Below are 25534 nucleotides of genomic sequence, written 5' to 3' on the forward strand. Positions count from 1 at the left end.
GGTCTCAACACAACGCATTCCACCGAGGCGCACAGGAAAGTGGTGGGGGGCATATGCGGGGGAAAGTGGTGGTGGCGTTTTGAGCACTCTGGTGCCCTCACCCTAACCCTCTCCCACGGGGAGAGGGGATTTTAAGCTCCCTCTCCCTTATGGGGCGAGGGCATTACCCCTGCTCCCCCATCATCGCCTTTACCAGCTCCACGCAGCGCAGGAAACGCGAGTCGTAGTCCGCCTCTTCAACGTGAACATACTCCACGTTATTCTCGTTGAGCATCTCCACCAGCATGGACTGGAACTCTTTTCTGTCCACGGAGCTGCCGAGGCTGCGCATCCCGTCGGCCACCCACGGGGTGTTGTTTTCCAGCAGGATCACCAGGTCGAAACGGTATTCGTCAATCAGCGCCTGTACGAACGGGTGCTCGCGCCCTTCGTACTTTTTACAAAACGCCTGGGTGGTAACAAAATCGGTATCGATAAACGCCACTTTGTTAGCGTATTTCACCGCAAAATCGATGTACTGCGCATGGCCGAGCGCGATTTTATCGTAGTCGGAATACTGTAGCGCCATCTCATCGCCGCCCAGATGCGAGAAGACGTAGTCGCGCCCGTACTCCCACGCACTGGTAGTGTTAAAGATGTTCGCCAGCTTGTTGACCAGCGTCGATTTACCGCTCGACTCACCGCCGAGGATTGCCACCGTACGCACAAAGAAGGGTTTCACTTCGGTCGGGATGTAATCCCAGTAGCGGGACGGGTTCTCGCGGATCTGCGCCCCGCTGATGTTCATAAAGGTGCGCTTAGGGTCGATCAGCACCGTCTCGATACCCAGATGCTGGCGGAACTGCGGCGCATCGGACTCTTCAGAGGTGTAGATCCAGTTGGGGGTAATCCCCTTCTCGTCCATAAACGTCTTTACACCGTTGCTCCACACGTCCCAGCCGTGCGGGTACGGCTCCATGCCCTCTTCGTTAAAGGCATGAATACGAATGTTTTTTTGATATTTAAACGTCTGAAGCAGCCAGCGCAGGCGGTCTGATACCGTCGGCTGCTGCGACATGGCGCTGTCTTCAAACAGCTGACGGTCGCGGGTTTCGTCGTAGCCCATGATGATGTGCAGCTCATCAACCTGGCTACAGGCGCGCTGGATCAAATAGATATGCCCGGTATGCAACGGATAAAACTTACCGAACACCACGCCGATGTTCTTTTGCATACGCGGGAATTCCAGCCCCAGAAAGCGGTGCAGCGCTTCGAGCTTTTGCGCGCTGGGGCTTTTGATTTTGGCATTAAGCAGTTGGCTCAGATAGCCTTTGGTCATGCCGCTGGCATCCGCCACCTGCTGCAGCGTACAGCCCTTCTGGCGAATGGCGGTCTTGATATAGTCAAACGACGACATAAATTACGGTGCCTCCTGCAAAATCGAATACGTAATTATAAGTCGTCAAAGACGTTTAACGCATCCGCGAGTTTTTTCACGCCAAAGACCTGCATCCCTTCCGGGATCTTTTTCGGCACGTTGGCCGCCGGAACAATCGCCCGGCGGAAGCCGTGTTTCGCCGCCTCGGAGATACGCTCCTGGCCGCTCGGTACCGGGCGGATTTCACCAGCCAGCCCCACTTCGCCAAACACCACCAGATCCTGCGGAAGCGGTCTGTCGCGCAGGCTTGAGACCATCGCCAGCAGCAGCGCCAGGTCAGCACTGGTTTCCGTCACCTTGACGCCGCCCACCACGTTGACGAACACGTCCTGGTCCGCCATCTGCAGGCCGCCGTGACGGTGCAATACCGCCAGCAGGATCGCCAGGCGGTTCTGCTCCAGACCAACTGCCACGCGCCTTGGGTTGCCCATCATCGAGACATCGACCAGCGCCTGAATTTCGACGAGCAGCGGACGCGTTCCTTCCCACAGCACCATCACCGAGCTGCCGGAGGTGATTTCATCTCCCCGGCTCAGGAAGATGGCGGAGGGGTTGCTGACTTCGCGCAGCCCCTGCTCGGTCATGGCAAACACGCCCAGCTCGTTCACCGCGCCGAAACGGTTTTTGTGGCTGCGCAGGGTGCGAAAGCGTGAGTCCGCATCGCCATCGAGCATCACGGAGCAGTCGATACAGTGTTCAAGCACCTTCGGCCCGGCCAGCGAGCCGTCTTTAGTGACGTGGCCGACCATCACAATCGCCACGCCGCGCGTTTTGGCAAAGCGCGTCAGGTAGGCCGCCGTTTCGCGGACCTGCGCCACGCTGCCCGGCGAAGACTGGATGTCGGCCATGTGCATCACCTGGATGGAGTCGATGACCATCAGCTTCGGCTGCTCTTCTTCGGCAATCATGCAGATCTGCTCGATGCTGGTTTCCGAGAGCATATTCAGGTTACCGGTCGGCAGGCCGAGACGGTGGGCGCGCATCGCGACCTGCTGCAGGGACTCTTCCCCCGTGACGTAAAGGGTTTTCATCTGCTCGGCGAGCCGGCAGAGCGTTTGCAGCAGCAGGGTTGATTTCCCCGCACCCGGGTTACCGCCAATGAGGATGGCGCTGCCGGGAACCACGCCGCCGCCGAGCACGCGGTCGAACTCTTTGAATCCGGTGGAGAAGCGCGGCAGCTCTTCAAGGCTGATGTCCGAAAGCTTTTGCACTTTCGCGACACCGGCATTCCCCGCATAGCCGCTCAGGCGTTCGTTGCGGGCCACGCTCGGCGAAGCCGCCACACCACGCACTTCGGTGATGGTGTTCCAGGCATGACAGGCGCTGCACTGCCCCTGCCAGCGCGGATAGTCCGCACCACATTCATTACAGACAAATGCGCGTTTAGGAGCTTTCGCCACGGTTTACCTCTTTATTTCTGTGCGGTCTGCTTGCCGGGTGGCGTTGACGCATACCCGGCCTGGAAAAGCAGACCGTTATTTCTGATTAATGCTGCCGGAGAGGATGCAGAACACCCCCATCAGGTCAGCGTGACGGATGGTCACTTCCGTCTTTTCATTCACTTTGGGCTTCGCGTGGTAGGCAATGCCGAGGCCCGCCGCTTTGATCATTGGCAGGTCGTTGGCACCGTCGCCAATAGCCACGGTTTGCGCCACAGGGATTTCATATTTTTCCGCCAGACGCGTTAACGTATTGGCTTTGTACTGCGCATCCACGATGTCGCCCGTCACCTGCCCCGTCAGCTTACCGTCGACGATCTCCAGCTCGTTCGCCACCACGGTGGTCAAACGCAGCTTATCGCGCAGGTAATCCGCAAAGAAGGTGAACCCTCCCGAGGCGATAGCCACTTTCCAGCCCAGCGTCTCCAGCTTCAGCACCAGCTGTGTTAATCCTGGCATCAAAGGCAGCTCGTCGCGTACCTGGCGCAGAATGGTCGCATCGGCCCCTTTCAGGGTAGCGACGCGCTGTCTCAGGCTGGCGGTAAAGTCCAGCTCGCCGCGCATCGCCCGCTCGGTGACTTCCGCCACCAGCTCGCCGCTGCCCGCCAGCTTCGCGATTTCGTCGATGCACTCGATCTGGATCGCCGTGGAGTCCATATCCATCACCAGCAGGCCTGGCGTTTTCAGATGTGGAATTTTGCCCAGCGGGGCGACGTCCAGCCCGGCATCGTGTGCCAGGCGCGTTGCGCGCTGTGTCAGGGAGCCTGCCAGGCGAATGACCTGATAATCTTCCACGCACCAGGCCGCCACGATCACCATCGCTGCGCCCAGGGTCGATTGATATTGGGTAAGGCGTTGCTTATCCAGGCCGCGTCCGTACAGCAGCCAGCCGCTACGACCGGCGTGATAATCGAGAGGCATTACCTCATCGCCACTTAAAGAGAGCGGCAATCCTGGCCATAAAGAGACATCCATCGGCAGGTCGCACCAGGTAATATTCGGCATTAAAGCTCCTGTAAATTCGTTCGCGCCGGAAGGTTCCCGAGGGAAAATAACGCATGAGGCTACCTTGTAACCATCACTTCTGGCAACATTAAGCCGTAAATTTTCAGCAGGTGGAATATGGCTCGCGCAAAACTGAAATTCCGGCTTCATCGTGCCGTGATTGTCCTGTCCTGTCTCGCATTATTAGTCGCGCTGATGCAAGGGGCATCGTGGTTCAGCCAGAATCACCAGCGGCAACGTAACCCGCAGTTTGAAGAACTGGCGCGCACCTTAGCCCGCCAGGTCACGCTGAACGTCGCGCCGGCCATGCGGACCGAAACGCCTGACGAGAAGCGGATAGGCCAGGTGTTACGCCAGTTGACGGAGAACAGCCGCATTCTTGATGCCGGTGTGTATGACGAACAAGGCGACCTGATCGCCCGCGCCGGTGAGCACGTCGACGTGCGCGACAGGCTGGCGCTGGACGGTAAAAAAGCCGGGGGCTATTTCAACCAGCAGATCGTCGAACCCATTCAAGGGAAGAATGGTCCGCTGGGGTATTTGCGCCTGACGCTGGATACCCACACCCTGCCAACAGAAGCCAAACAGGTGGATAACACCACCAATATTCTGCGCCTGATGCTGCTGCTTTCCCTCGCCATCGGCGTTGTGCTGGCACGTACCCTGCTGCAGGGCAAACGCACCCGCTGGCAACAGTCGCCTTTCCTGCTGACCGCCAGCAAGTCCATTCCCGAAGAGGAAGAGAGCGAGAAGAAGGATTAGTGATAAAGTAGGCGGATGATTCGGAAAAGGAACTCTGCTATGACGACGCTTCGCCTGCTCATCTCTGATTCGTACGATCCCTGGTTTAATCTCGCGGTGGAAGAGTGCATCTTCCGCCAGATGCCCGCCACCCAGCGCGTGCTGTTTCTCTGGCGTAACGCCGATACGGTGGTCATTGGCCGCGCGCAGAACCCGTGGAAAGAGTGCAACACCCGGCGGATGGAAGACGATAACGTTCGTCTCGCAAGGCGCAGCTCGGGCGGCGGTGCGGTGTTCCACGATCTCGGCAACACCTGCTTCACCTTTATGGCGGGCAAGCCGGAATATGATAAAAGCATCTCCACATCCATTGTCCTTAACGCCCTGAACGCGCTCGGCGTGACGGCGGAAGCCTCCGGCCGTAACGATCTGGTGGTGAAGACCCCCGAGGGCGATCGCAAAGTCTCCGGATCCGCCTATCGTGAAACGATGGATCGCGGGTTCCATCACGGCACGCTGCTGCTCAACGCCGACCTGAGCCGTCTGGCCAACTACCTCAACCCCGACAAGAAAAAACTGCAGGCGAAGGGCATTACCTCCGTGCGTGGCCGCGTGGCGAACCTCGTGGAACTGCTACCGGGCATCACCCATGAACAGATCTGCGACGCCATCCGCGAGGCCTTCTTTACGCATTACGGCGAGCGCGTGGAGGCAGAAGTCATTTCACCGGACAAAACGCCCGACCTGCCGAACTTCGCCGAAACCTTTGCCCGCCAGAGCAGCTGGGAGTGGAACTTCGGTCAGGCACCGGCGTTTTCGCACCTGCTGGACGAGCGCTTTACGTGGGGCGGCGTGGAGCTGCACTTTGACGTGGAAAAGGGGCATATCACCCGTACCCAGGTCTTCACCGATAGCCTGAATCCGGCCCCGCTGGAAGCGCTGGCAGCGCGATTGCAGGGCTGCCTGTACCGCGCCGATATGCTCCAGCAGGCGTGCGATGCCCTGCTTGCGGACTTTCCGCAGCAGGAGACCGAGCTTCGCGAGCTGTCTGCCTGGCTGGCGCACGCGGTACGTTAATCCTCTCGCCCTGAAGCACGCGCTTCAGGGCTGGCTTTCCCGTTGAACGACGGTGTTTTTATTCAGGATAAATATAAACAGATATGACAAATTATAAGCATAGGTATTTTATGCAGGAGAAAATGGCGACATTAATAACCTTGACGAATACGTAAATCTTACACCACCGGCATTTATCCCAGAAAAATCGAAAAGCATTCATCCCTAAAATTCATTAAGATTCAATTAACCCGCCCCTAAAAAAATCTAAATACCTCAATAAAATATCCATCATAAAATGTTATTAGTAATCAGGATGATATTGCTGAACATATTGATTACAGGACTTTTTTTAATTTTCTTCGTTAAGGAACAACAATGAAAAAGCTTCTCGTGGCGACAGCCATTTCAATGGCAATGTCCGTTACCGCTGCGCACGCGGCTGACACCGCGGTGCTTAAGGTCCAGGGCAAGCTGACTAACGCTTCCTGCACCCCAACCCTGAGCAATGGCGGGATCGTTGACTATGGCACGATCCGTCTTGGTGAACTGAACGCTACCGCAACCAACCAGTTGGGTGAGCGCGATTCTTCTCTGACCATCACCTGCTCCTCGCCAACCAAAGTAGGCTGGAGCATCACGGACGATCGCACCGACTCCGTGTCGCCAAACGTCAACGTTAAAGTGCTCGGCGACTTGATCTATCCGACCGAAGGAATAGCGATGGGCCTGGGCAAAACAACAGGTGGCGTAGCCATCGGTAACTGGGCGCTTTACGTTGCGGCGGCAAACGTGACAGCGGATGGTGAGCACGCTACTCTCGTTAAAAAGGCGGATGCACAGTCTCCGTGGGAAAATGCAACAATCGCTCCTGTGTTAAATGCCGCTAACCATACGGTGATGTCTGTTATATTGCCTGAAGCTACCACCCCGGATCCTATGGCATTCACGCAGGTCGTCTACCCTCTTAAAACGTCAGTAGCCATAGACAAAACCTCTCGACTGGCAATCACTGATGATACCCAGCTTGACGGTCAGGCAACCATTACCCTGACCTACCTGTAAGTCTTTCCGCATCACGATTTGCTGACGTAATCCCGTCCCGCTGGCAGCCAGATTACCGGGCTGCCTTTTTACTAAGCAACAGCATTTTATTCAGGGTAAATATAAACAGATATGACAAATTATAAGTATTGGTATTTTACTCAGGAGAATGTAGCAACAATAATAATCCTGACAAATCAAAAAAGCTCACATCAACGATAAACACCCCATAATAACCGAAAAGCATTCACCCATAAAATTCATTAAGACCAAATTAACCCGCCCCTAAAAAAATCTAAATACCTAAATAAATTATCCATAATAAAATATTATCAGTAATCGGGATGATTTTGCTGGACATATTGATTACAGGACTCTTTTTACTTTTCTTCTTCGTTAAGGAACAACAATGAAAAAGCTTCTCGTGGCGACGGCCATTTCCATGGCAATGTCCGTTACCGCTGCGCACGCAGCTGACACCGCGGTGCTTAAGGTCCAGGGCAAGCTGACCAACGCCTCCTGCACACCAACCCTGAGCAATGGCGGGATCGTTGACTATGGCACGATCCGTCTTGGTGAACTGAGCGCTACCTCGACCAACCAGCTGGGTGAGCGCGATGCCTCCCTGACCATCACCTGCTCCTCGCCAACCAAAATAGGTTGGGGCATCACGGACGATCGCATCGACTCCGTGTCGTCAGAAGTTAACGTTAAAGTACTCGGCGACTGGAGCTATCCAACCGACGGTACGGCGATGGGTCTGGGCAAGACAGCAGGTGGCGTAGCCATTGGTAACTGGGCGCTTTATGTTGTGGCGGCAAACGTGACAGCAGATGGTGAGCACGCTATTCCCGTTAAGTGGTCGGACCAACAGCCTGCCTGGCAAAATGCAACACTGCTTCCTATCTTAAATGGCAAGCAGCATACGGTGATGTCTGTTATTTCGGATGATGCGACTAACCCGAACCCTATGGCCTTTACTCAGGCCGTCTATCCTCTTAAAACGTCATTAGCTATCGATAACACCACCCGACTGGCGATTACCGATGACACCCAGCTTGACGGCCAGGCGACCATTACCCTGAAATACCTGTAAGTCATTTTAGACTTAGCATCACTGTTCTAATTTCACCGGCGATCTCTGTATCGCCGTTTTTTATTTCCACTCCACCACGCAATCAATGTAAATACATTCAAGATTGTATTTACAGACATTAAAAATACTCAAACAACAGATTAGAATTCTTAAATATCTATATTACTGTAACCGTTAATAAAATCTTCCCGCTTGTTAAGCAAGTCGTTAAATATTCATACAATTTAAAACACTTCTTCTTTTTTTGGTTAAGGAAAAACAATGAAAAAACTTCTTCTCGCCGCCTTGATTGCAGCCACCTCCACGGCTGCGCTGGCAGACGCCTCCGTTGTCATGAAGGTGAAGGGCAAAATGAATCACGCCTCCTGCACGCCAGAGCTGAGCAACGGTGGCTCAATCGACTTCGGCACCATTGCGCTGGACCAGCTGTCACCTAACGTGGTTAACCAGATGGGCCAGAAAGACATGTCGCTGACCATCAACTGCCCGGCTGCGACCCGCGTGGCGTGGAGTATTGCGGATAACAAAGAAGATTCAAACGCCGCGAACGATCTGACCTCCAGCCAGTTCTATATCCGCGATGGCGCAGACAACGGCAACGACGTCTGGGGCGCGGGCACCACCTACGGCGTGGGCTTTACGTCAGTGGGTGAAAAAATTGGTGCGTATGCGATTGCGACCCGTGTTAACGATATTACCGCCAACGGCGTACCGGCTCAGGCGATCTATGCCCCGGCATTTACCAACAGCAAAGGGGAATACATGTGGCGTAACCTGACGACAGGTCTTATCGCCAACGGTAACGCGGAAATTATGACCGCAACCTCACCGGGTAAAACCACGCCGCTGGCCATTACTAACGTCGTCTTCCCGTTCAAGGTTTCTCTGGCCGTTGTGAATACCGATCGCCTGACCACCACCGAAGAAACACAGCTCAGCGGTGAAACAACAATTACTCTGGTTTATCTGTAATAGCTTTACTTATTCAGCGGCGAATTACCTCGCCGCTATTTCCTCAAATAACACTTCCTGACGTCGGATTAATATTGAAGCTTACTCAATAGTGACGTTAGAAATTCTAAGTATTGAATGAGTCGAATCATTAATAGAATCGGCGAGCTTTTAGACGAACGCGATGTAATAAGCAAGTCATTTAGCACCCAAAATTATTCTTATTGAATGTGTACATTTCTAAGGTTAAGGAAAAACAATGAAAAAAGTGCTTCTCGCCACGGTATTAACCATGGCAGCAACGGCTGTTTGCGCTGAACCTACCGCTACCCTGAAAATTCAGGGCTCGCTGACCACCGCAGGCTGCGTGCCGGAATTAAGCAACGGCGGCCTGGCTAACTTTGGTGAAATTGGTCTGGACTCACTGACCTCCGCCGTGCCTTACCAGGCGGGCCATAAGGACGTGACGCTGTCCATCAAGTGCCAGTCTGCCACCCGTGTGGGCTGGACCTTCCACGATGACCGCGCTGACACCAACGCGGGCAAAACACTCTCCTCCACCGAGTTTTATGTCGACAATGCGGGCAATGACGGCACCAGAGCGTCCGGCGCCTATCAGCTGAACGGCGTGGGTAAAACCAGCGCTGGCCAGAACATCGGCGGCTACGCTGTTTCCACCAACCTGAGCGCGGTCACCGCGGACGGCGCAGCCGTTCAGCCTATTGCCAGCACCATGTACAACGGCGGCACCATCAGCAGCAGAAGCTGGATGAACATGTGGAACGTCGGTTACATCATGAATGACGGCACCGACGTGATGACCGTGTCCAAAACCGGCCAGCGTGCGCCGCTGGCGTTCACCACGGCGACCTTCCCGCTGAAGATCTCCCTCGCTATTGCGCCAAGCAAAAACCTGACCCTGACCGATAAAACCGAGCTGGACGGCCAGTCCACCATCACCCTGGTTTATCTGTAAGCCTTAACGCGGTTAACACTCCCCATGCTGATGGGGAGTGTTTTGTCTCCCTCTCACGAAGCCGAAACACCATGTACACACTCCTGAAATACGCGCCGTTATTACTCGCTTTGCCGTCCACCCTGTTTGCTGCCGGCATGGTGCCAGAAACCACGCTCCTGATGATTGACGAAGCCAACCACGGCGGCGTGATGAACGTCAAAAACACCGACAAAATCCCCACGCTGCTCTACACCTCCATCCGGGACATTGAAGGCAATGACGGGGTGAAGCTTAACGTCACCCAGCCCGTTGTCCGCCTTGAACCAGGCCAGGAACAGCAGGTGCGTTTTATCCTCGAATCCGATAAACCGCTTACCGTCGAACACTACAAACGCGTGGTATTTGAAGGTATTCCGCCGAAAAGCAGCGACAAGAACATCACCGTCGGGATCAACCTGCGCCAGGATCTGCCGGTCTTGATCCACCCTAAAAATCTCCCGGTTGTCACCGACGCCTGGAAACTGCTGACCTGGTCCGTTAAGTCGAACGTGCTTCAGGTGCAGAACAGCTCGCCTTACGTGGTGCGTTTCTCCACGGCCGTGACGCTGCTGCCGTCTAACACTGCCGGCACGCTGAATAAGACCTTTATTTTGCCGGGCGAAACCATGAAGGTGGAGACCAACGCGCCGCTGAACGGTAGCGATAACGCAGTGCAGATCGAGCCTGCCAGCCGCTACGGTATTGAAGTCGAAAGCTATACCGCCCCTGTAACGCGCTAAAGGGTGGAGACCGTCTGGTGAGTGATCTCCCTTTGCGTAAGTATGCCTTTGGCCCCGCCGTTGCGGCGGCCGTGTTGCTGCCTCCCTGCACCGCGGGCGCAGCCGACCTGGATTTCAATACCGATATTCTGGCGACGCGAGGGATCAGCACCAACCTCGCGCACTATTTTTCCGGGGCGCAGCGTTATCTGCCCGGTCAACATGCGGTACAGGTCAGGATCAACGGCGTGGACAAAGGCACGCTCGCCGTACGTATTGGCGAAGAGGGCCAGCTTTGCGTGGATGATGATTTCACGCGCGCCGCGGGATTACTTCCCCTGAATATCTCAGAAAAAGAGACCTGCCACGAACTGGTGCAGGACTACCCCACGGCGACCGTCACCCCGTTGCCTAACAAAGAGTCGTTAGAGATTTTCGTCCCCGCCGAAGCGATGGATAACGGGTTCTATGCCGCAAAATATTACGAACACGGCGGCGTGGCGGGGCTCATCAACTACAACGCATTCAGCAATTACAACGTGTTCGGCGGCAGCGGCAGCAGCACGTTTTCCCAGGGCAATATCGGCACCGGGCTCAACGTGGCGAACTGGACGGTGCGCAGCAGCACGATCCTGACGGACGATAACGGCACCCGCAGCGTAGAAAATCTCTACACCTACGCCGAGCACGTTTTTGAAGAACGTAAGCTTCGCGCGCAGGTGGGTCAGATCAACGCCACCTCGTCACTGTTCAGCGGCGCACAAATTAACGGCATCCAGTTCCTGCCGGAAACGGGTTTGCAGCCCAATATTCCGGCGACCACCATCACGGGCATCGCCCACAGCAACCAGACGCGCGTGGAGGTGAGGCAGGCCGGGCAGGTAATCTACTCCACGCTGGTCAACGCCGGGCCGTTCACCTTGCCCGACGTGCCGGTGGTGCGCGGTAACGTCGACCTCGACATCAGCGTGGTGGAAACCGATGGCTCCACCACCCGCTTCACGGTGCCCTCCTCGTCGCTCAATATCAACGGCACGACGCGCGCCGAGGGGCTGAGCTTCTCCGTCGGGCAAGTACGTGACGGGGGCGACGATAACGGTTCGCCGTGGGTGATGAATATCTCCAACGGCACGCGCCTGACAGAAGACTTAACGGGCGTGACGGCGGGTGTACTTGCCGAAAAATATCAGGCAGCCGGCGCGCAGCTTGAGTGGGCGGTTAACGAAAAATGGATGATCACCCCGAGCGTTATGGTCAGCGCCGCGCGCTTTCACACGGAACAAAACGGCACCAAAGCCGAGCTGCAAAATACGCTGATGCTGCCGGGTCAGCTCACGCTGGGCCTTACCGCCTCGGGCTACAGCGCCGGTTTTCGGGAAATGACCGAAGCGATGGACGACGAATCCGAGGGCTACCAGAACGCGTGGAACGCCAGCCTCAACTGGAACAATGCGCTGCTCGGGACGTTCTCACTGCAGTACAGCGAAAACGCCGGGGATAAAGAAAGCGGCGACTCCCGCTATCTGATGGCCGCCTGGGGAAAAACGCTCGGCCATGCTTCCGTCTCCGTTAACTGGCAGCACGCCATGAGCAGCGGCAGCAACAGTTCCGAGGGCAGCGGCCAAAATGATGACGATCTGTTTTACGTCAACCTGGCGGTGCCGTTCGGCACGGAGCGTATCAGCACCTACATGCGCAGCCAGGGTAATAAACAGAATTTTGGCCTGCAGGACAGCGGTTCATTCGGGCAAAACCTCAACTACAACCTCTCTGCCGATCGCGACAATCAGGATAAGAGCAACGCCTTTGACGGCAACCTGAACGCCAACCTGCACTATACCCAGCTTGGCCTGGCGGCAGGGATAGACGACGGGGATCGGCGCAACTACAGCGCCTCGCTGATGGGGGGTATTGCGCTGCACCGCCACGGGGTCACCTTCTCGCCTTATCCCGTCAAGGAAACCTTTGGCATTGCCCGTCTGAGCGAACCGGAAAGCGGCATTGAGCTGAGCACACCGGACGGCACCGTCTGGACCGATCGCTGGGGCCAGGCCGTGGTGCCGGGCCTGCGCGAGTGGCAAAAATCCCAGATCGTCATCAACGCCAACTCCCTCCCTCAGGGGATGGATTTATCCAACGGCATACAGACCCTCTCCGCCGCTTACGGTTCGTTTTCGCAGGTCGACTTCCGCGTTCTGCAAACCCGTCGCGTCATGCTTGACGTGAAAAAGCCGAACGGCGAATGGCTGACCCGGGGGCTCAGCGTGGTGGATAAAGACAGTAACTATATTGTCAGCGTAATGGATAACGGCAGCGTATTTATTCCCGATGCGACAGATTCACCAGAGTTATTCGTGGTGGACGACAGCAGGGTGAGGATCTGCCAGATCCACTACGCGCTGAGTGAAGAAAAAAACAAAGAAGCCTATTACGAAAAAGCGCAGGGAGTGTGCAAGTGAACCTGCCGCAACGCGCATTCACGCGTCAGCTTAACGCTGGCGTGAATAATCAGAAAAAAAACGACCGTGAACATTCAAGGAATGTACTCCGGACAATGTCACCCCTTTATCTCTATGTTAAGGAAAAACCATGAAAAAAAGCGTACTTGTCGTCGCACTGGCACTGGCATCGGCCAGCGCCTTTGCGGGCGATACCGCGGTGTTGAAAGTGAAAGCGTCTCTTTCAAGCAACTCCTGCACGCCGGAGCTGAGCAACAACGGCATCGTTGATTTTGGCGCGGTGCAGGTGGGCGATCTTTCGCAATCCGAAAGCACGCAGCTGGGTGAGAAGGGTCTGACGCTGACCATCACCTGCCCTACGCCAACCAAAGTGGGCTGGAGCATTGCAGATAACCGTACGGATTCCAACGCCAGCACCGGCAGCAATTCAAACCTTAAAGTGATGAATGCCACCGATAACGGCGCGGCGCTGCGCGGCTCCGCGTCAACCTTCGGGCTGGGTAAAACGCACGACGGCAAGAATATTGGCGCGTACTCCATCTATGCCAGCACTGGCGAGGTCACGGCGAACGGCGGGAACGTTGAGCCGATTCGCACCGCGCTGGCGGCGGGCAACGGCGTGACCCGCTGGCAGAAAGCCACGGGCGGCACGCTGGCGAATAAAGACATGAGCCTGATGAGCGTGGCACCCGCCGGTAAAACCGATCCGATGGCCGTGACGCGCGTCTCTTTCCCGCTGAACGTCTCGCTTGCGGTAGAAAGTCTGAAGAAGCTGGCGCTGACGGAAGCGACGGAGTTTGATGGTCAGGCGACCATTAGCGTGGTGTATCTGTAAGAAAACGATGCCGGGCAGCGAAGGCCGCCCGGCAGACAACATTACTCTTTATCGCCCAGCAAAACGGATTCCAGCGCGATTTTGATCATGTCGTTAAAGGTGGTCTGACGCTCTGCGGCAGTGGTCTGCTCGTGGGTGCGGATGTGGTCGGACACGGTGCAGATGGTCAGCGCTTTCGCACCAAACTCAGCCGCGACGCCGTAAATGCCCGCTGCTTCCATTTCCACGCCCAGAATGCCGTACTTCTCCATCACGTCGAACATTTCGCCGTCCGGAGAGTAGAACAGGTCAGCAGAGAAGATGTTGCCCACGCGCGCATCCACGCCCAGGTTTTTCGCCGCGTCTACCGCGTTACGCACCATGTCGAAGTCAGCGATGGCGGCAAAGTCGTGATCCTTAAAGCGAATACGGTTCACTTTAGAATCGGTGCAGGCACCCATACCAATCACGATATCGCGCAGTTTAACGTCCATGCGCACCGCGCCGCAGGAACCCACGCGGATGATTTTCTTCACGCCGAAATCGGTGATCAGCTCTTTGGTGTAGATGGAGCAGGATGGGATACCCATGCCGTGACCCATCACGGAAATTTTGCGGCCCTTGTAGGTACCGGTGAAGCCCAGCATGCCGCGAACGTTGTTCACTTCACGCACGTCTTCGAGGAAGGTTTCTGCAATGTGCTTAGCGCGCAGCGGGTCGCCCGGCATCAACACGACGTCAGCGAAATCACCCATTTCTGCATTAATGTGAGGAGTTGCCATCTTTCAGTTCCTTTTACATTGTTGTTTTGGCCGGGTGGCGGCTGCGCCTTACCCGGCCTACATTCTGGTGTTCTCCCTCTCCCGATGGGAGAGGGCCGGGGTGAGGGCATCAGGCCGCACCCCAGTCACATCAGAACATGGCCTTGCCATATTCCATGTCGGACGTACCAAAGTATTTCGCGATGGTCTGGCCGATATCCGCAAAGGTTTCACGGTGACCCAGCGAGCCTGGTTTCACTTTCGGGCCGTACACCAGCACCGGAATGTGCTCGCGGGTGTGGTCGGTACCGGTCCAGGTTGGGTCGCAGCCGTGGTCCGCGGTCAGGATCAGAATGTCATCTTCACCCACCAGCTCCATCAGCTCCGGCAGACGGCGGTCGAACAGCTCCAGGCCGGCAGCGTAGCCCGCCACGTCGCGGCGGTGGCCCCAGGAGGAGTCGAAGTCCACGAAGTTGGTAAAGACGATCGTCTTATCGCCCGCCTCTTTCATCTCTTTGATGGTGGCGTCAAACAGCGCGTCCAGACCGGTGGCTTTCACTTTTTTAGTGATACCGCAGTTCGCATAGATATCTGCGATTTTACCAACGGAAACCACCTGGCCGTCTTTCTCGTCGACCAGTTTTTGCAGCACGGTGGGTGCCGGTGGCTCAACGGCCAGATCGTGACGGTTGCCGGTACGCTGGAAGTTACCCGCTTTGTCGCCGATAAACGGACGCGCGATCACGCGGCCAATGTTGTAGCCGCCTTCGGTCAGCTCTTCACGCGCGATTTCGCACAGCTCGTAAAGTTTATCCAGGCCAAACGTCTCTTCGTGGCAGGCAATCTGGAACACGGAGTCAGCGGAGGTATAGAAAATCGGTTTGCCGGTTTTCATGTGCTCTTCGCCAAGCTGGTCCAGGATCACGGTACCGGAAGAGTGGCAGTTGCCGAGATAGCCCGGCAGGTTGGCACGCTTAACCAATGTGTCCAGCAGCTCCTGCGGGAAGCTGTTTTCGTGATCGGAGAAATAGCCCCAGTCGAACAGAACCGGCACACCGGCAATTTCCCAGTGGCCTGACGGGGTATCTTTACCGGAAGAGAGCTCGTGCGCCCAGGCATAAGCGCCCACCACTTCCGCATTACCGTCCATACCGGCTGCGATCTTACCGGTAGAACCTTCATGCGCTTTCACCAGACCCAGACGGGTCAGGTTTGGCAGAGTCAGAGGGCCTTTACGACCGTTGTCCGCTTCGCCTTTGGCGCAGGCTTCCGCGATGTGACCCATGGTATCGGAACCCACGTCACCAAATCGTTCTGCATCTTCGGTTGCGCCGATGCCGAATGAGTCCAGCACCATAATAAATGCACGTTTCATAATTGTTCTCCGTACGTAGTGCTTAAAAATGATTGATCAGATCAGTATACCGCTATTCGGTGATACGACGATAGACCGTCGGTGTGCTTTCCGGTGCTTTATGGTCAAGCTTAATTGCCGCTTTCACCGCCTTCGCCGCATCCTGCCAGCTGGCTTCGTCTTTCGCGTGGATCACCGCCAGCGGACGCTGTCCGTCCACGCTGTCGCCCAGGCGGGCCATGTCGGTGAAACCGACGCTGTAATCAATGGTGTCCGATGCCTGACGACGTCCGCCGCCCATTGACACCACCGCCATGCCAAGCGCGCGGGTGTCCATCGCCGAAACAAACCCTTCGGTATCGGCATACACCGCTTTGGTTAAGGTCGCGGTAGGCAGGTATTTCGCGTAGTTTTCCACGAAGTCGGTCGGGCCTTTTTGCGCGGCAACCATGCGGCCAAAGATCTCCGCCGCTTTGCCGTTGTCCAGCACCGCCTGCAGCTTCGCTCGCGCCTCTGCATCGTCTTTGGCAAGCTTGCCTGAGATCAGCATCTCAACGCACAGCGCCATGGTCACGTCGAGCAGACGCGGGTTGCGATATTCACCTGTCAGGAACTGTACGGCTTCACGCACTTCTACTGCGTTACCGGCGCTGGACGCCAGCACCTGATTCATGTCGGTCAGCAGTGCGGTGGTGCGCACGCCTGCGCCGTTGGAGACGCCAACGATCGCTTCAGCAAGCGCTTCAGAAAGTTCATAGGTCGGCATAAACGCGCCGCTGCCCACCTTCACGTCCATCACCAGCGCATCCAGCCCTTCCGCCAGCTTTTTCGCCAGAATAGAGGCGGTGATCAGCGGAATGGAGTCCACGGTAGCGGTGATGTCGCGGGTCGCGTAGAAACGCTTGTCTGCCGGTGCCAGGGAGCTGGTCTGGCCGATAATCGCCACACCAACGTCTTTAATAATGTCGCGGAAGCGGGCGTCATCCGGGAAGATATCGAAGCCCGGAATGGCTTCCAGTTTGTCGAGCGTGCCGCCGGTATGGCCCAGGCCGCGCCCGGAGATCATCGGGATGTAACCGCCGCAGGCCGCCACCATCGGGCCAAGCATCAGCGAGGTAACGTCACCCACGCCGCCGGTGGAGTGTTTATCGACGATCGGGCCGTTAAGGTTAAGGCTTTTCCAGTCCAGGACGGTTCCTGAATCTCGCATCGCCATGGTCAGCGACACGCGCTCAGGCATCGACATATCGTGGAAGAAGATGGTCATCGCCAGCGCAGCAATCTGCCCTTCTGAGACGGTGTTATCACGAATGCCATTGATGAAAAAGCGGATCTCTTCGTCGCTTAATGCATGACCATCACGTTTTTTACGAATAATTTCTTGTGCGAGAAACACGGTAACCTCCATGCGGAATCGGGGGAGTTGTGGCGGGTGGCGCTACGCTGACCCGCCCTACGATCCTGTAGGCCGGATAAGCGAAGCGTCATCCGGCATTAGCGGGCAATCAGTAGCTGCTTGCGCTCTTACCGTCGCCGTGACCCAGCGCTTTCAGCAGGCTTGCCAGCAGGCTGGATGCGCCGAATCGGTAGTGACGGGAATCCGCCCACTCTGCGCCAAACAGTTCGTCGGCAATCGCCAGAAACTGCTGCGCGTCTTCCGCGGTACGCACGCCGCCGGCCGGTTTAAAGCCCACGGTTTTGGAGACGCCCATATCACGAATGACTTCCATCATGATGCGCGCGCTTTCCGGCGTGGCGTTTACCGGCACTTTACCGGTAGAGGTTTTGATGAAATCCGCACCCGCGTTGATCGCGATTTCAGACGCTTTGCGGATCAGGGCTTCTTCTTTCAGTTCGCCAGTTTCGATGATCACTTTAAGCAACACATTTGCCGCGGCACAGGCGTCTTTACAGGCTTTCACCAGGTCAAAACCCACCTGCTCGTTGCCGGCAATCAGCGCGCGATACGGGAAGACCACGTCCACTTCATCCGCACCGTAAGCAATCGCCGCGCGGGTTTCTGCCAGCGCAATCTCGATATCGTCGTTGCCGTGCGGGAAGTTAGTCACGGTTGCAATACGCACGTCCGGCGTGCCCTGCTCTTTCAGCGTTTTGCGGGCAATCGGGATAAAGCGCGGGTAGATACAGATGGCAGCGGTGTTACCGACGGGCGTTTTCGCCTGATGGCACAGGGCGATGACTTTTTCATTGGTGTCGTCATCGTTCAGGGTGGTCAGGTCCATCAGTTTCAACGCGCGCAGGCTGCTTGCAGTTAAATCGGTCATAACATTCTCCAACGGCATCGCCGTATCAATTTTACCTTGCGGGTCTGTGAGTATTCTAACATTCACCCGCATTCACACTTCGACATTCATCACAGTTAATGAAAACTGCGTACAAATTTGCATTGCTGTAATGAGATCAACATCAAATTTTAGCAGGCCAACCGCGGGTTAAATCAGCGATCACCCCTGTGGGATCAAAAGCCCCGGCGGGACGCCTTTCTACAATTTCGTCATCATTCACCGATGACTCAAGGAAGCGCCTATGTCCTCCTCTCGCCCCGACGCCCTGCAACAGCGTTGCCAGCACATTGTGACCAGCCCGACGTTAACACCGGAGCAAAAACGGCATTTTCTGGCGCTGGAAGCGGAGAACAATCTGCCCTACCCGGCGCTTCCTTCGGCGGCCCGCGCCGCGCTGGACGAGGGCGTTATCTGCGATATGTTCGAGGGACACGCCCCTTACAAACCGCGCTACGTGCTGCCGGACTACGCAAAATTCCTGGCGAACGGTTCTGACTGGCTGGAGCTGGAAGGGGCAAACGATCTGGATGATGCCCTCTCGCTGCTCACCATTCTTTATCACCATGTTCCGTCCGTGACATCGATGCCGGTCTATCTGGGCCAGCTTGATGCCCTACTCGATCCCTATGTTAAAATTCTAACACAGGATGAAATCGATAGCCGAATAAAACGTTTCTGGCGCTACCTCGACAGAACCCTGCCCGATGCCTTTATGCATGCAAACATTGGCCCGGCAGATAGCCCCATCACCCGCGCCATTCTGCGTGCCGATGCGGAGTTGAAGCAGGTTGCACCAAACCTGACCTTTATCTACGACCCCGACGTCACCCCTGACGATCTGCTGCTGAGCGTGGCGAAAAATATCTGTGAATGCAGTAAGCCGCATATTTCCAATGGCCCGCTGAATGATAAAATTTTCACAAAAGGCCGCTATGGCGTGGTGAGCTGTTACAATTCTCTGCCGATGGCGGGCGGCGGCAGCACGCTGGTGCGCCTCAATCTGAAAGCCATGGCCGAACGTAGCGCCTCGCTGGACGATTTCTTCACCCGCCAGCTGCCGCACTACTGCCAGCAGCAGATTGCCATCATCGATGCACGTTGCGATTTCTTGTATGAACAGTCCGGCTTCTTTGAGAATAGCTTCCTCGTCCAGGAGGGGCTGATTGATGCCGGGCGTTTTGTGCCGATGTTTGGCATGTATGGCCTGGCAGAAGCCGTTAACGCACTCTGCGAGAAAGAAGGGATGACAGGTCGCTACGGTAAGGACGATGAGGCCAACGCGCTGGGGTATCGCATCAGCGAACAGCTGGCGACGTTCGTTGAAAACACGCCGGTGAAGCACGGCTGGAAGCAGCGGGCGATGCTCCACGCGCAGTCGGGGATCAGCTCCGATACGGGCACTACGCCGGGGGCACGTCTCCCTTACGGCGACGAGCCCGATCCTATCGGCCATCTGCTGGCCGTCGCCCCGCACCACCGTTATTACCACTCCGGCATCAGCGACATCCTCACCCTGGACGAGACCGTAAAAGCCAATCCACAGGCGGTGGTGCAACTTTGTCTCGGGGCATTCAGGGCCGGTATGCGTGAGTTCACCGCTAACGTGGCGGGAAACGATCTGGTGCGCGTCACCGGCTATATGGTGCGGCTGTCTGATCTGGAGAAATACCGCGAAGCCGGATCGCGCACCAACACCACTTGGCTGGGTGAGGAGGCCGCGCGCAACACCCGAATCCTTGAACGTCAGCCACGCGTAATTAGCCATGAACAGCAGATGCGCTTTAGTTAGTCAGATTATCCCCTTCTCCTGCGTGGACGGGCCGGGCAGCCGCCTGGCACTGTTCCTGCAGGGCTGTAACCTGCGCTGCAAAACCTGCCACAACCCGTGGACTATCGGGCGCTGCAACGACTGCGGCGACTGCGTTCCCCACTGTCCGCACGATGCGCTGAATATTCAGGCGGGCCGCGTCTGGTGGCAGGAAAGCCACTGCCAGCAGTGCGATACCTGCCTGCACCTGTGCCAGCAGCAGGCCACGCCGATGGCGCAGCGCTACAGCGTGGAGGAGATCCTCGCGCAGATCCGCAAAGCCGCACCGTTTATTGAGGGGATCACCGTGAGCGGGGGTGAAGCGACAACCCAACTGCCGTTTTTGATCGCTCTGTTCTCAGCGATCAAGGCCGATCCCGCGCTGCGCCACTTAACCTGCCTGGTGGACAGCAACGGCCTGCTAAGCGAAACCGGCTGGCAAAAGCTGCTGCCGGTTTTCGATGGCGCTATGGTGGATTTAAAAGCCTGGGGCAACGAGCATCACCGCTTTTTGACCGGGCGCGACAATCCGCAGATCAAACAGAGCATTCGCTGGCTGGCGGATCATCACCGTCTGGCCGAACTGCGGCTGCTGTTGATCCCCGATCGCTGTGATTATCTGGCGCATCTCACCCCGCTGTCGGCATTTATTCGCCAGCTGGGGAATATTCCGGTACGCATCAACGCGTTTCATGCGCACGGCGTGTATGGAGAGGCGGCGTCATGGCGCAGCGCCACGCCGGAGGACGTCGAGCCGCTGGCCGTGGCCCTGGAAAAACGGCAGATTACCGTTATCCGCCCGGCGCGCTATCTATAGCGTGATGCCAAAAACGGCGCGGGTATTATCGAGCAACGCCTGAGCGATAACCTCTTCAGGCTCATCGCGCAGTTCACAGAGCGTAGCGAAAACGCGCGCCGCCTGCTCCGGGCGGTTAGGCTGCCCCTGAAATTCATTGAGCGGCATATCGGGCGCATCCGTTTCCAGCAGCAGCGAGTCGAGCGGCAACCGGGCCATAACGTCGCGGGTTTTGCTGGCGCGCGGATAGGTAATGGTCCCGCCAATGCCGATTTTGTAGCCCAGCGCGATAAAACGCTGCGCCTGCTGCAGGCTGCCGGAAAATCCATGAACCACCCCGGTGCGCGGAAGATCCATGCGTTTCAGGTGCATCGCCAGCTTATCGTGGGTGCGTCGCGAGTGGAGGATCACCGGCAGATCGTGGCGCTTCGCGAGCCGAAGCTGCGCGTCGAGGATCGCTTGCTGGCGCGCAAAGTGCGGATCTTCGCGATAGAGATCGAGGCCGATCTCGCCAATGGCCACCAGCCGGTCATTTCCCCTGCCCAAAACGGTATCGAGCTGGTCAACGTGCTCATCAAGATGATGCTCGATGACGATAGGATGCAGGCCCAGCGCGGCATACAGCGCGTCATGTTGCCGGGCAAGTTCAAGCACCCGGACAAAATAAGCCGCTTCGATCGCCGGCACGATAATCGCCCCGACGCCAGCCTGAGCCGCGCGGGCAATACTGTGCGTCTCGTCGCCGGTAAATGGCGGAAAATCAAAGTGACAGTGGGTGTCGATAAAGCGGTGCGTCACGCCAGATCCTCGTTATCTAACAGGGCGTCATTGGCCTGCGGCGCATCGACCAGCGGCGTCACCAGAGCATCATTGGCGACGACGGCAGGCGGGGTGATAATCGGCTTATGCCGCAGAATCGGGGGTTGCTCCATCAGCATTTTCCCGACCGTCGCCAGGAAATAGCGCCCGCACAGCCGCCCGGTTTTGTAATCCATGCGCAGGGCCGGCAGGCGGCTGCCCAGCGCCATGCTCACCAGCGGCCGGGGGGGATAAATTTCAAAGATCCGCAGCTTGCCCGGCGGCTTTTCGATAAAACGCTGCATGGCACCATAGGTTGATTCATGGAGCTTCGCGATATTCACCAGCGGCTGCAGGCTACTGTCGCCCAGCCAGCGCTCCATGCGCTTAAACCACTGCGGGGTGTAATACATTTGTGAGGGAACCGTGCGGATCACCACGATGGTTTTCGCGCCACGCCGCGCGGCCTCCTGAACCGGCACCGCATCGCTGATGCCGCCGTCAAGGTAGTTCACGCCGTCCAGCAGCGCACCGGTGCGGTAGAAGCCGGGAATGGCGCTCGAGGCGCGAATGATGTCCAGCCAGTTCTCTTTCTGCGGGGAGAAGTACCCCGGGGAGTAGTCATCGCCGCGGCTGGCACACATCCAGAATGCTTTTCCGCTATCAAACAGGCGCGCGGCGTTATCCATCGCCAGCGGCATCTGGCTGGCGGTAGACTCCAGCAGCCAGTCGAGATCGATCAGGTTTCCGCCGCGCACGAAGCGCACCGGGTTGAAAAATTCTTTCGAGGTGGTGTAGCGCATGATCACTTTGCGCGCATAGCCCGGCTGGTTACAGACATACGCAGAAAGGTTCTGCGCCCCGGCCGAGGTGCCAAAGTAGAGGTCGAAGGGGTTGAATTGCGCGCGCATAAACTCGTCCAGCACACCGGCCGTAAAAATGCCGCGCTGTCCACCTCCTTCACAAACCAGCGCAAGCTGGCCTGCACGAAACGGTTTTAACGCCAACGGCGCAATATTACCGAGCGTAACGGGAATTCGCTGTCCCACCTCTGCTTTCCTGTTTTCATTATTCAGTTCAGACACAGTAGCGCACATTCCCTCTGATACTCAAACGAGAAAAAGCCAGTCACAGGGACTGGCTTTGCAGGGTTGTTCTCAGTAAGCAGTCTGCTAAGGACGGCGTCGACCCGTAAACAGGCTGACCAGAAACAGGATGATACCGACGACAAAGACAATTTTAGCTGCCCATGCCGCTGTACCCGCCAGTCCACCAAAGCCCAATGCGGCGGCAATTAACGCGATAACCAGAAATATAATGCCCCAACGAAACATAAGCCTCTCCTTTACCATAGTTAATGTCTGCCGCGATATGTGAGCGCTCAGGCGTCTCACCGGCGTTCTTCCAGTGTCGTTCTTATTTCGCCCGCAGGCCTCAGCCGTTAGGGCGAATTATGTCGATTACTTCGTTTTCAGATCGTTTTTAACGCTTTTCACACCATCGATCGCTTTCGCGATACTTTCGGCACGGTCACTCTGTGCCTGTGAATCAACCGTACCGGAGAGCTGGACGACGCCATCGGTCGTTTCAACTTTCACCTTACGGGATGGCACGATGTCATCCGCTAACAGTTTAGCTTTGATTTCACTGGTGGTTGCTGCGTCACCGGCATAACCTTTTACCGACGCGTTTTTGCTGTCACGGACGTGCAGCTTATCGCTAACGGAGGTCACGCCTTCAACACCCTTCGCCACTTTTACAGCCTGTTCGGCCTGGGCCTGGCTTTCTACAAAGCCACTCAGGGTGACAACTTTCTTATCAGTTTTTACAGAGATGTCGGTGCTCTTGATGGCTTCATCGTCCACCAGCGCGGCTTTCACTTTTGCTGTGATCGAGCTGTCGTCCATGAAATTACCGACTTTATTCATAGAGCTATCGATTTTATCCCCTGCGGTATCAGCAGTGGACTGCGCTTTATCCATGGTGGTGTTTTCTGCCAGTGCAGAACCACTTACCAGGACGCTACCCAATGTCACAGCCAGCAGAGTTTTAGAAATCTTCAGTCTTGTCATATTCATCGATGTATTCCTGTGTTTTGCCCATTATTTGGGCGTCAAACGTCCTTTATTACTCGTTTTAAATTTTGCGTAAAAACACACGGGCTAAGTGGAGAACCCATCGTCATGCATTGAACAGTTAATTCATCCACGCCCGGTGCTAAACACTGAATTAAATATAGATCACAATTTCAGGTGCGCTTTCAGAAATGAATAAAAAACGAGCGAATAGCGAGAAAATGCAATGAATTAAGAACATTCCGCACGGGAGAAATAAGGCAGGAAAAAGCGAAGAGCACGGCGGATGCCGTGCTCTGAGAGAGGATTAATGCTCGCGGGTTTTACGGAACTGCACGTCAGGATAACGTTCCTGCGTCAGGTTGAGGTTAACCATGGTTGGGGCGATATAGGTCAGGTTATCGCCACCATCCAGCGCCAGCTGGACCTCGTTCTTACGCTTAAATTCTTCGAATTTTTTCACGTCAGAACACTCAACCCAGCGCGCCGTGGCAACGTTCACCGATTCGTAAATCGCTTCGACGTTGTACTCGCTTTTCAGACGCGCAACAACCACGTCGAACTGCAGCACGCCGACCGCGCCCACGATCAGATCGTTGTTGGCAATCGGGCGGAACACCTGCACTGCGCCCTCTTCGGAAAGCTGGACCAGGCCTTTCAGCAGCTGTTTTTGCTTCAGCGGATCGCGCAGGCGAATACGGCGGAACAGCTCAGGGGCGAAGTTCGGAATACCGGTGAACTTCATCATCTCGCCCTGGGTAAAGGTGTCGCCGATCTGAATCGTACCGTGGTTGTGCAGCCCGATGATGTCGCCAGGGTAGGCTTCTTCAACGTGAGAACGGTCACCCGCCATAAAGGTCAGCGCATCGGAGATCACCACGTCTTTACCGATACGCACCTGGCGCAGCTTCATGCCTTTCTCGTATTTACCGGAAACCACGCGCATAAAGGCCACGCGGTCACGGTGTTTCGGATCCATGTTGGCCTGGATCTTAAAGACGAAGCCGGTGAATTTCTCTTCCTGAGCGACCACTTCGCGGGTGTCGGTTTTACGCGGCATCGGGCGTGGCGCCCACTCCACCAGACCGTCGAGCATGTGGTCAACGCCGAAGTTACCCAGCGCGGTGCCGAAGAATACCGGCGTGATTTCACCTGCGAGGAACAGATCTTTGTCAAACTCGTGGGATGCGCCTTTCACCAGCTCCAGCTCGTCACGCAGCTGAGCGGCCAGCTCTTCGCCAACGGCAGCGTCCAGCTCCGGGTTATCCAGGCCTTTCACCACGCGCACTTCCTGAATGGTGTGGCCTTTACCGGTCTGATAGAGGTAGGTTTCATCTTTATAAAGATGGTAAACGCCCTTGAACAGCTTGCCGCAGCCAATCGGCCAGGTGATCGGCGCACAGGCGATCTTCAGCTCGCTCTCGACTTCATCCATCACTTCCATCGGATCACGGATGTCGCGGTCGAGTTTGTTCATGAAGGTGAGGATCGGCGTGTCGCGCAGACGCGTAACTTCCATCAGCTTACGGGTACGATCTTCAACCCCTTTTGCGGCGTCGATAACCATCAGGCAGCAGTCCACCGCCGTCAGGGTACGGTAAGTATCTTCGGAGAAGTCTTCGTGCCCCGGGGTGTCCAGCAGGTTCACCAGGCAGTCGTGATACGGGAACTGCATCACAGAGGTGGTAATGGAGATACCACGCTGTTTTTCCATCTCCATCCAGTCAGATTTCGCATGCTGGCTGGAACCACGGCCTTTAACGGTACCGGCGGTCTGGATCGCCTGTCCGAACAGCAGCACCTTTTCGGTGATGGTCGTTTTACCGGCATCCGGGTGAGAGATAATGGCAAAAGTGCGGCGCTTGGCCACCTCCTGCAGATAAGGAGACAACGTCATAG

At 56.3% G+C, this 25534-nt stretch carries 23 protein-coding genes; 11 read left to right on the forward strand and 12 right to left on the reverse strand.

The window, feature by feature from the left end:
* Positions 1-163 precede the first annotated feature (163 nt).
* The 3 genes from nadR to serB all read right to left on the reverse strand — a co-directional run bounded on the left by nadR (position 164) and on the right by serB (position 3861).
* A complete protein-coding gene (gene nadR / locus ACWKX3_RS13050) occupies positions 164-1396 on the reverse strand; it encodes a multifunctional transcriptional regulator/nicotinamide-nucleotide adenylyltransferase/ribosylnicotinamide kinase NadR (protein ID WP_006174022.1) in 1233 nt (410 codons plus the stop codon).
* Positions 1397-1431: 35 nt separating this feature from the next.
* The gene (radA, locus tag ACWKX3_RS13055) at positions 1432-2817 is read right to left on the reverse strand and encodes a DNA repair protein RadA (protein ID WP_023310326.1); all 1386 of its coding nucleotides are present in this window, start codon (positions 2815-2817) and stop codon (positions 1432-1434) included.
* A 75-nt stretch (positions 2818-2892) separates the two neighbouring features.
* Positions 2893-3861 carry a phosphoserine phosphatase gene (serB, locus tag ACWKX3_RS13060; protein WP_088208825.1) on the reverse strand — a complete coding sequence of 323 codons (969 nt, stop codon included), beginning with the start codon at positions 3859-3861 and terminating at the stop codon, positions 2893-2895.
* A 117-nt stretch (positions 3862-3978) separates the two neighbouring features.
* Here serB and ACWKX3_RS13065 point away from each other — a divergent pair, with 117 nt between their 5' ends.
* The 9 genes from ACWKX3_RS13065 to ACWKX3_RS13105 all read left to right on the forward strand — a co-directional run bounded on the left by ACWKX3_RS13065 (position 3979) and on the right by ACWKX3_RS13105 (position 13759).
* Positions 3979-4623 carry a YtjB family periplasmic protein gene (locus tag ACWKX3_RS13065; protein ID WP_006174028.1) on the forward strand — a complete coding sequence of 215 codons (645 nt, stop codon included), beginning with the start codon at positions 3979-3981 and terminating at the stop codon, positions 4621-4623.
* A 39-nt stretch (positions 4624-4662) separates the two neighbouring features.
* Positions 4663-5679 carry a lipoate--protein ligase LplA gene (lplA, locus tag ACWKX3_RS13070; RefSeq protein WP_088208824.1) on the forward strand — a complete coding sequence of 339 codons (1017 nt, stop codon included), beginning with the start codon at positions 4663-4665 and terminating at the stop codon, positions 5677-5679.
* Positions 5680-6036: 357 nt separating this feature from the next.
* Positions 6037-6723, forward strand: a complete 687-nt coding sequence (locus ACWKX3_RS13075) for a DUF1120 domain-containing protein (RefSeq protein WP_006174035.1) — start codon at positions 6037-6039, stop codon at positions 6721-6723.
* A gap of 388 nt (positions 6724-7111) precedes the next feature.
* Positions 7112-7798 carry a DUF1120 domain-containing protein gene (locus ACWKX3_RS13080; protein WP_454541917.1) on the forward strand — a complete coding sequence of 229 codons (687 nt, stop codon included), beginning with the start codon at positions 7112-7114 and terminating at the stop codon, positions 7796-7798.
* A 261-nt stretch (positions 7799-8059) separates the two neighbouring features.
* Positions 8060-8770 (forward strand): DUF1120 domain-containing protein, encoded by a 711-nt coding sequence (locus tag ACWKX3_RS13085; RefSeq protein ID WP_058609633.1) that lies wholly within the window; start codon positions 8060-8062, stop codon positions 8768-8770.
* Between the two features lie 238 nt (positions 8771-9008).
* Complete coding sequence (locus tag ACWKX3_RS13090) at positions 9009-9725, forward strand: DUF1120 domain-containing protein (protein ID WP_454541918.1); 717 nt, start codon at positions 9009-9011, stop codon at positions 9723-9725.
* Positions 9726-9796: 71 nt separating this feature from the next.
* Entirely contained in the window at positions 9797-10486 is a 690-nt protein-coding gene (locus ACWKX3_RS13095; RefSeq protein WP_102891465.1) for a fimbria/pilus chaperone family protein, read from the forward strand.
* 17 nt (positions 10487-10503) lie between these two features.
* Positions 10504-12924: a fimbrial biogenesis usher protein gene (locus tag ACWKX3_RS13100; RefSeq protein WP_454541919.1), complete on the forward strand. Its 2421-nt coding sequence runs from the start codon at positions 10504-10506 to the stop codon at positions 12922-12924.
* A gap of 130 nt (positions 12925-13054) precedes the next feature.
* Positions 13055-13759 (forward strand): DUF1120 domain-containing protein, encoded by a 705-nt coding sequence (locus tag ACWKX3_RS13105; protein ID WP_088208820.1) that lies wholly within the window; start codon positions 13055-13057, stop codon positions 13757-13759.
* A gap of 41 nt (positions 13760-13800) precedes the next feature.
* Here ACWKX3_RS13105 and deoD read toward each other — a convergent pair whose 3' ends face one another.
* The 4 genes from deoD to deoC all read right to left on the reverse strand — a co-directional run bounded on the left by deoD (position 13801) and on the right by deoC (position 18138).
* The gene (deoD, locus tag ACWKX3_RS13110) at positions 13801-14520 is read right to left on the reverse strand and encodes a purine-nucleoside phosphorylase (protein ID WP_006174049.1); all 720 of its coding nucleotides are present in this window, start codon (positions 14518-14520) and stop codon (positions 13801-13803) included.
* Between the two features lie 130 nt (positions 14521-14650).
* Positions 14651-15874, reverse strand: a complete 1224-nt coding sequence (gene deoB / locus ACWKX3_RS13115) for a phosphopentomutase (protein ID WP_006174050.1) — start codon at positions 15872-15874, stop codon at positions 14651-14653.
* A gap of 52 nt (positions 15875-15926) precedes the next feature.
* Positions 15927-17249: a thymidine phosphorylase gene (deoA, locus tag ACWKX3_RS13120; RefSeq protein ID WP_454541920.1), complete on the reverse strand. Its 1323-nt coding sequence runs from the start codon at positions 17247-17249 to the stop codon at positions 15927-15929.
* A gap of 109 nt (positions 17250-17358) precedes the next feature.
* Positions 17359-18138, reverse strand: coding sequence for a deoxyribose-phosphate aldolase (gene deoC / locus ACWKX3_RS13125; protein ID WP_042319318.1), 780 nt, complete (start codon positions 18136-18138; stop codon positions 17359-17361).
* Between the two features lie 262 nt (positions 18139-18400).
* Between deoC and ACWKX3_RS13130 the strand changes: the two genes are divergently transcribed.
* Positions 18401-19948: a YjjI family glycine radical enzyme gene (locus ACWKX3_RS13130; RefSeq protein WP_454541921.1), complete on the forward strand. Its 1548-nt coding sequence runs from the start codon at positions 18401-18403 to the stop codon at positions 19946-19948.
* Positions 19923-20783 (forward strand): YjjW family glycine radical enzyme activase, encoded by an 861-nt coding sequence (locus tag ACWKX3_RS13135; RefSeq protein ID WP_042319321.1) that lies wholly within the window; start codon positions 19923-19925, stop codon positions 20781-20783. Before ACWKX3_RS13130 ends, ACWKX3_RS13135 begins: the two co-directional genes overlap by 26 nt.
* Here ACWKX3_RS13135 and ACWKX3_RS13140 read toward each other — a convergent pair.
* The 5 genes from ACWKX3_RS13140 to prfC all read right to left on the reverse strand — a co-directional run bounded on the left by ACWKX3_RS13140 (position 20778) and on the right by prfC (position 25532).
* Positions 20778-21560 carry a TatD family hydrolase gene (locus tag ACWKX3_RS13140; RefSeq protein WP_454541922.1) on the reverse strand — a complete coding sequence of 261 codons (783 nt, stop codon included), beginning with the start codon at positions 21558-21560 and terminating at the stop codon, positions 20778-20780. The two genes, ACWKX3_RS13135 and ACWKX3_RS13140, sit on opposite strands and share 6 nt — an antisense overlap.
* Positions 21557-22609 (reverse strand): patatin-like phospholipase family protein, encoded by a 1053-nt coding sequence (locus ACWKX3_RS13145; RefSeq protein WP_042319323.1) that lies wholly within the window; start codon positions 22607-22609, stop codon positions 21557-21559. Before ACWKX3_RS13145 ends, ACWKX3_RS13140 begins: the two co-directional genes overlap by 4 nt.
* Before the next feature lie 123 nt (positions 22610-22732).
* Positions 22733-22894, reverse strand: coding sequence for a DUF1328 domain-containing protein (locus tag ACWKX3_RS13150; protein WP_003856556.1), 162 nt, complete (start codon positions 22892-22894; stop codon positions 22733-22735).
* A 126-nt stretch (positions 22895-23020) separates the two neighbouring features.
* The gene (gene osmY / locus ACWKX3_RS13155) at positions 23021-23638 is read right to left on the reverse strand and encodes a molecular chaperone OsmY (protein ID WP_006174062.1); all 618 of its coding nucleotides are present in this window, start codon (positions 23636-23638) and stop codon (positions 23021-23023) included.
* A 304-nt stretch (positions 23639-23942) separates the two neighbouring features.
* Positions 23943-25532: a peptide chain release factor 3 gene (gene prfC / locus ACWKX3_RS13160; protein WP_006174064.1), complete on the reverse strand. Its 1590-nt coding sequence runs from the start codon at positions 25530-25532 to the stop codon at positions 23943-23945.
* Positions 25533-25534: the final 2 nt, after the last annotated feature.

The sequence above is a fragment of the Enterobacter sp. UPMP2052 genome, assembly GCF_053709675.1.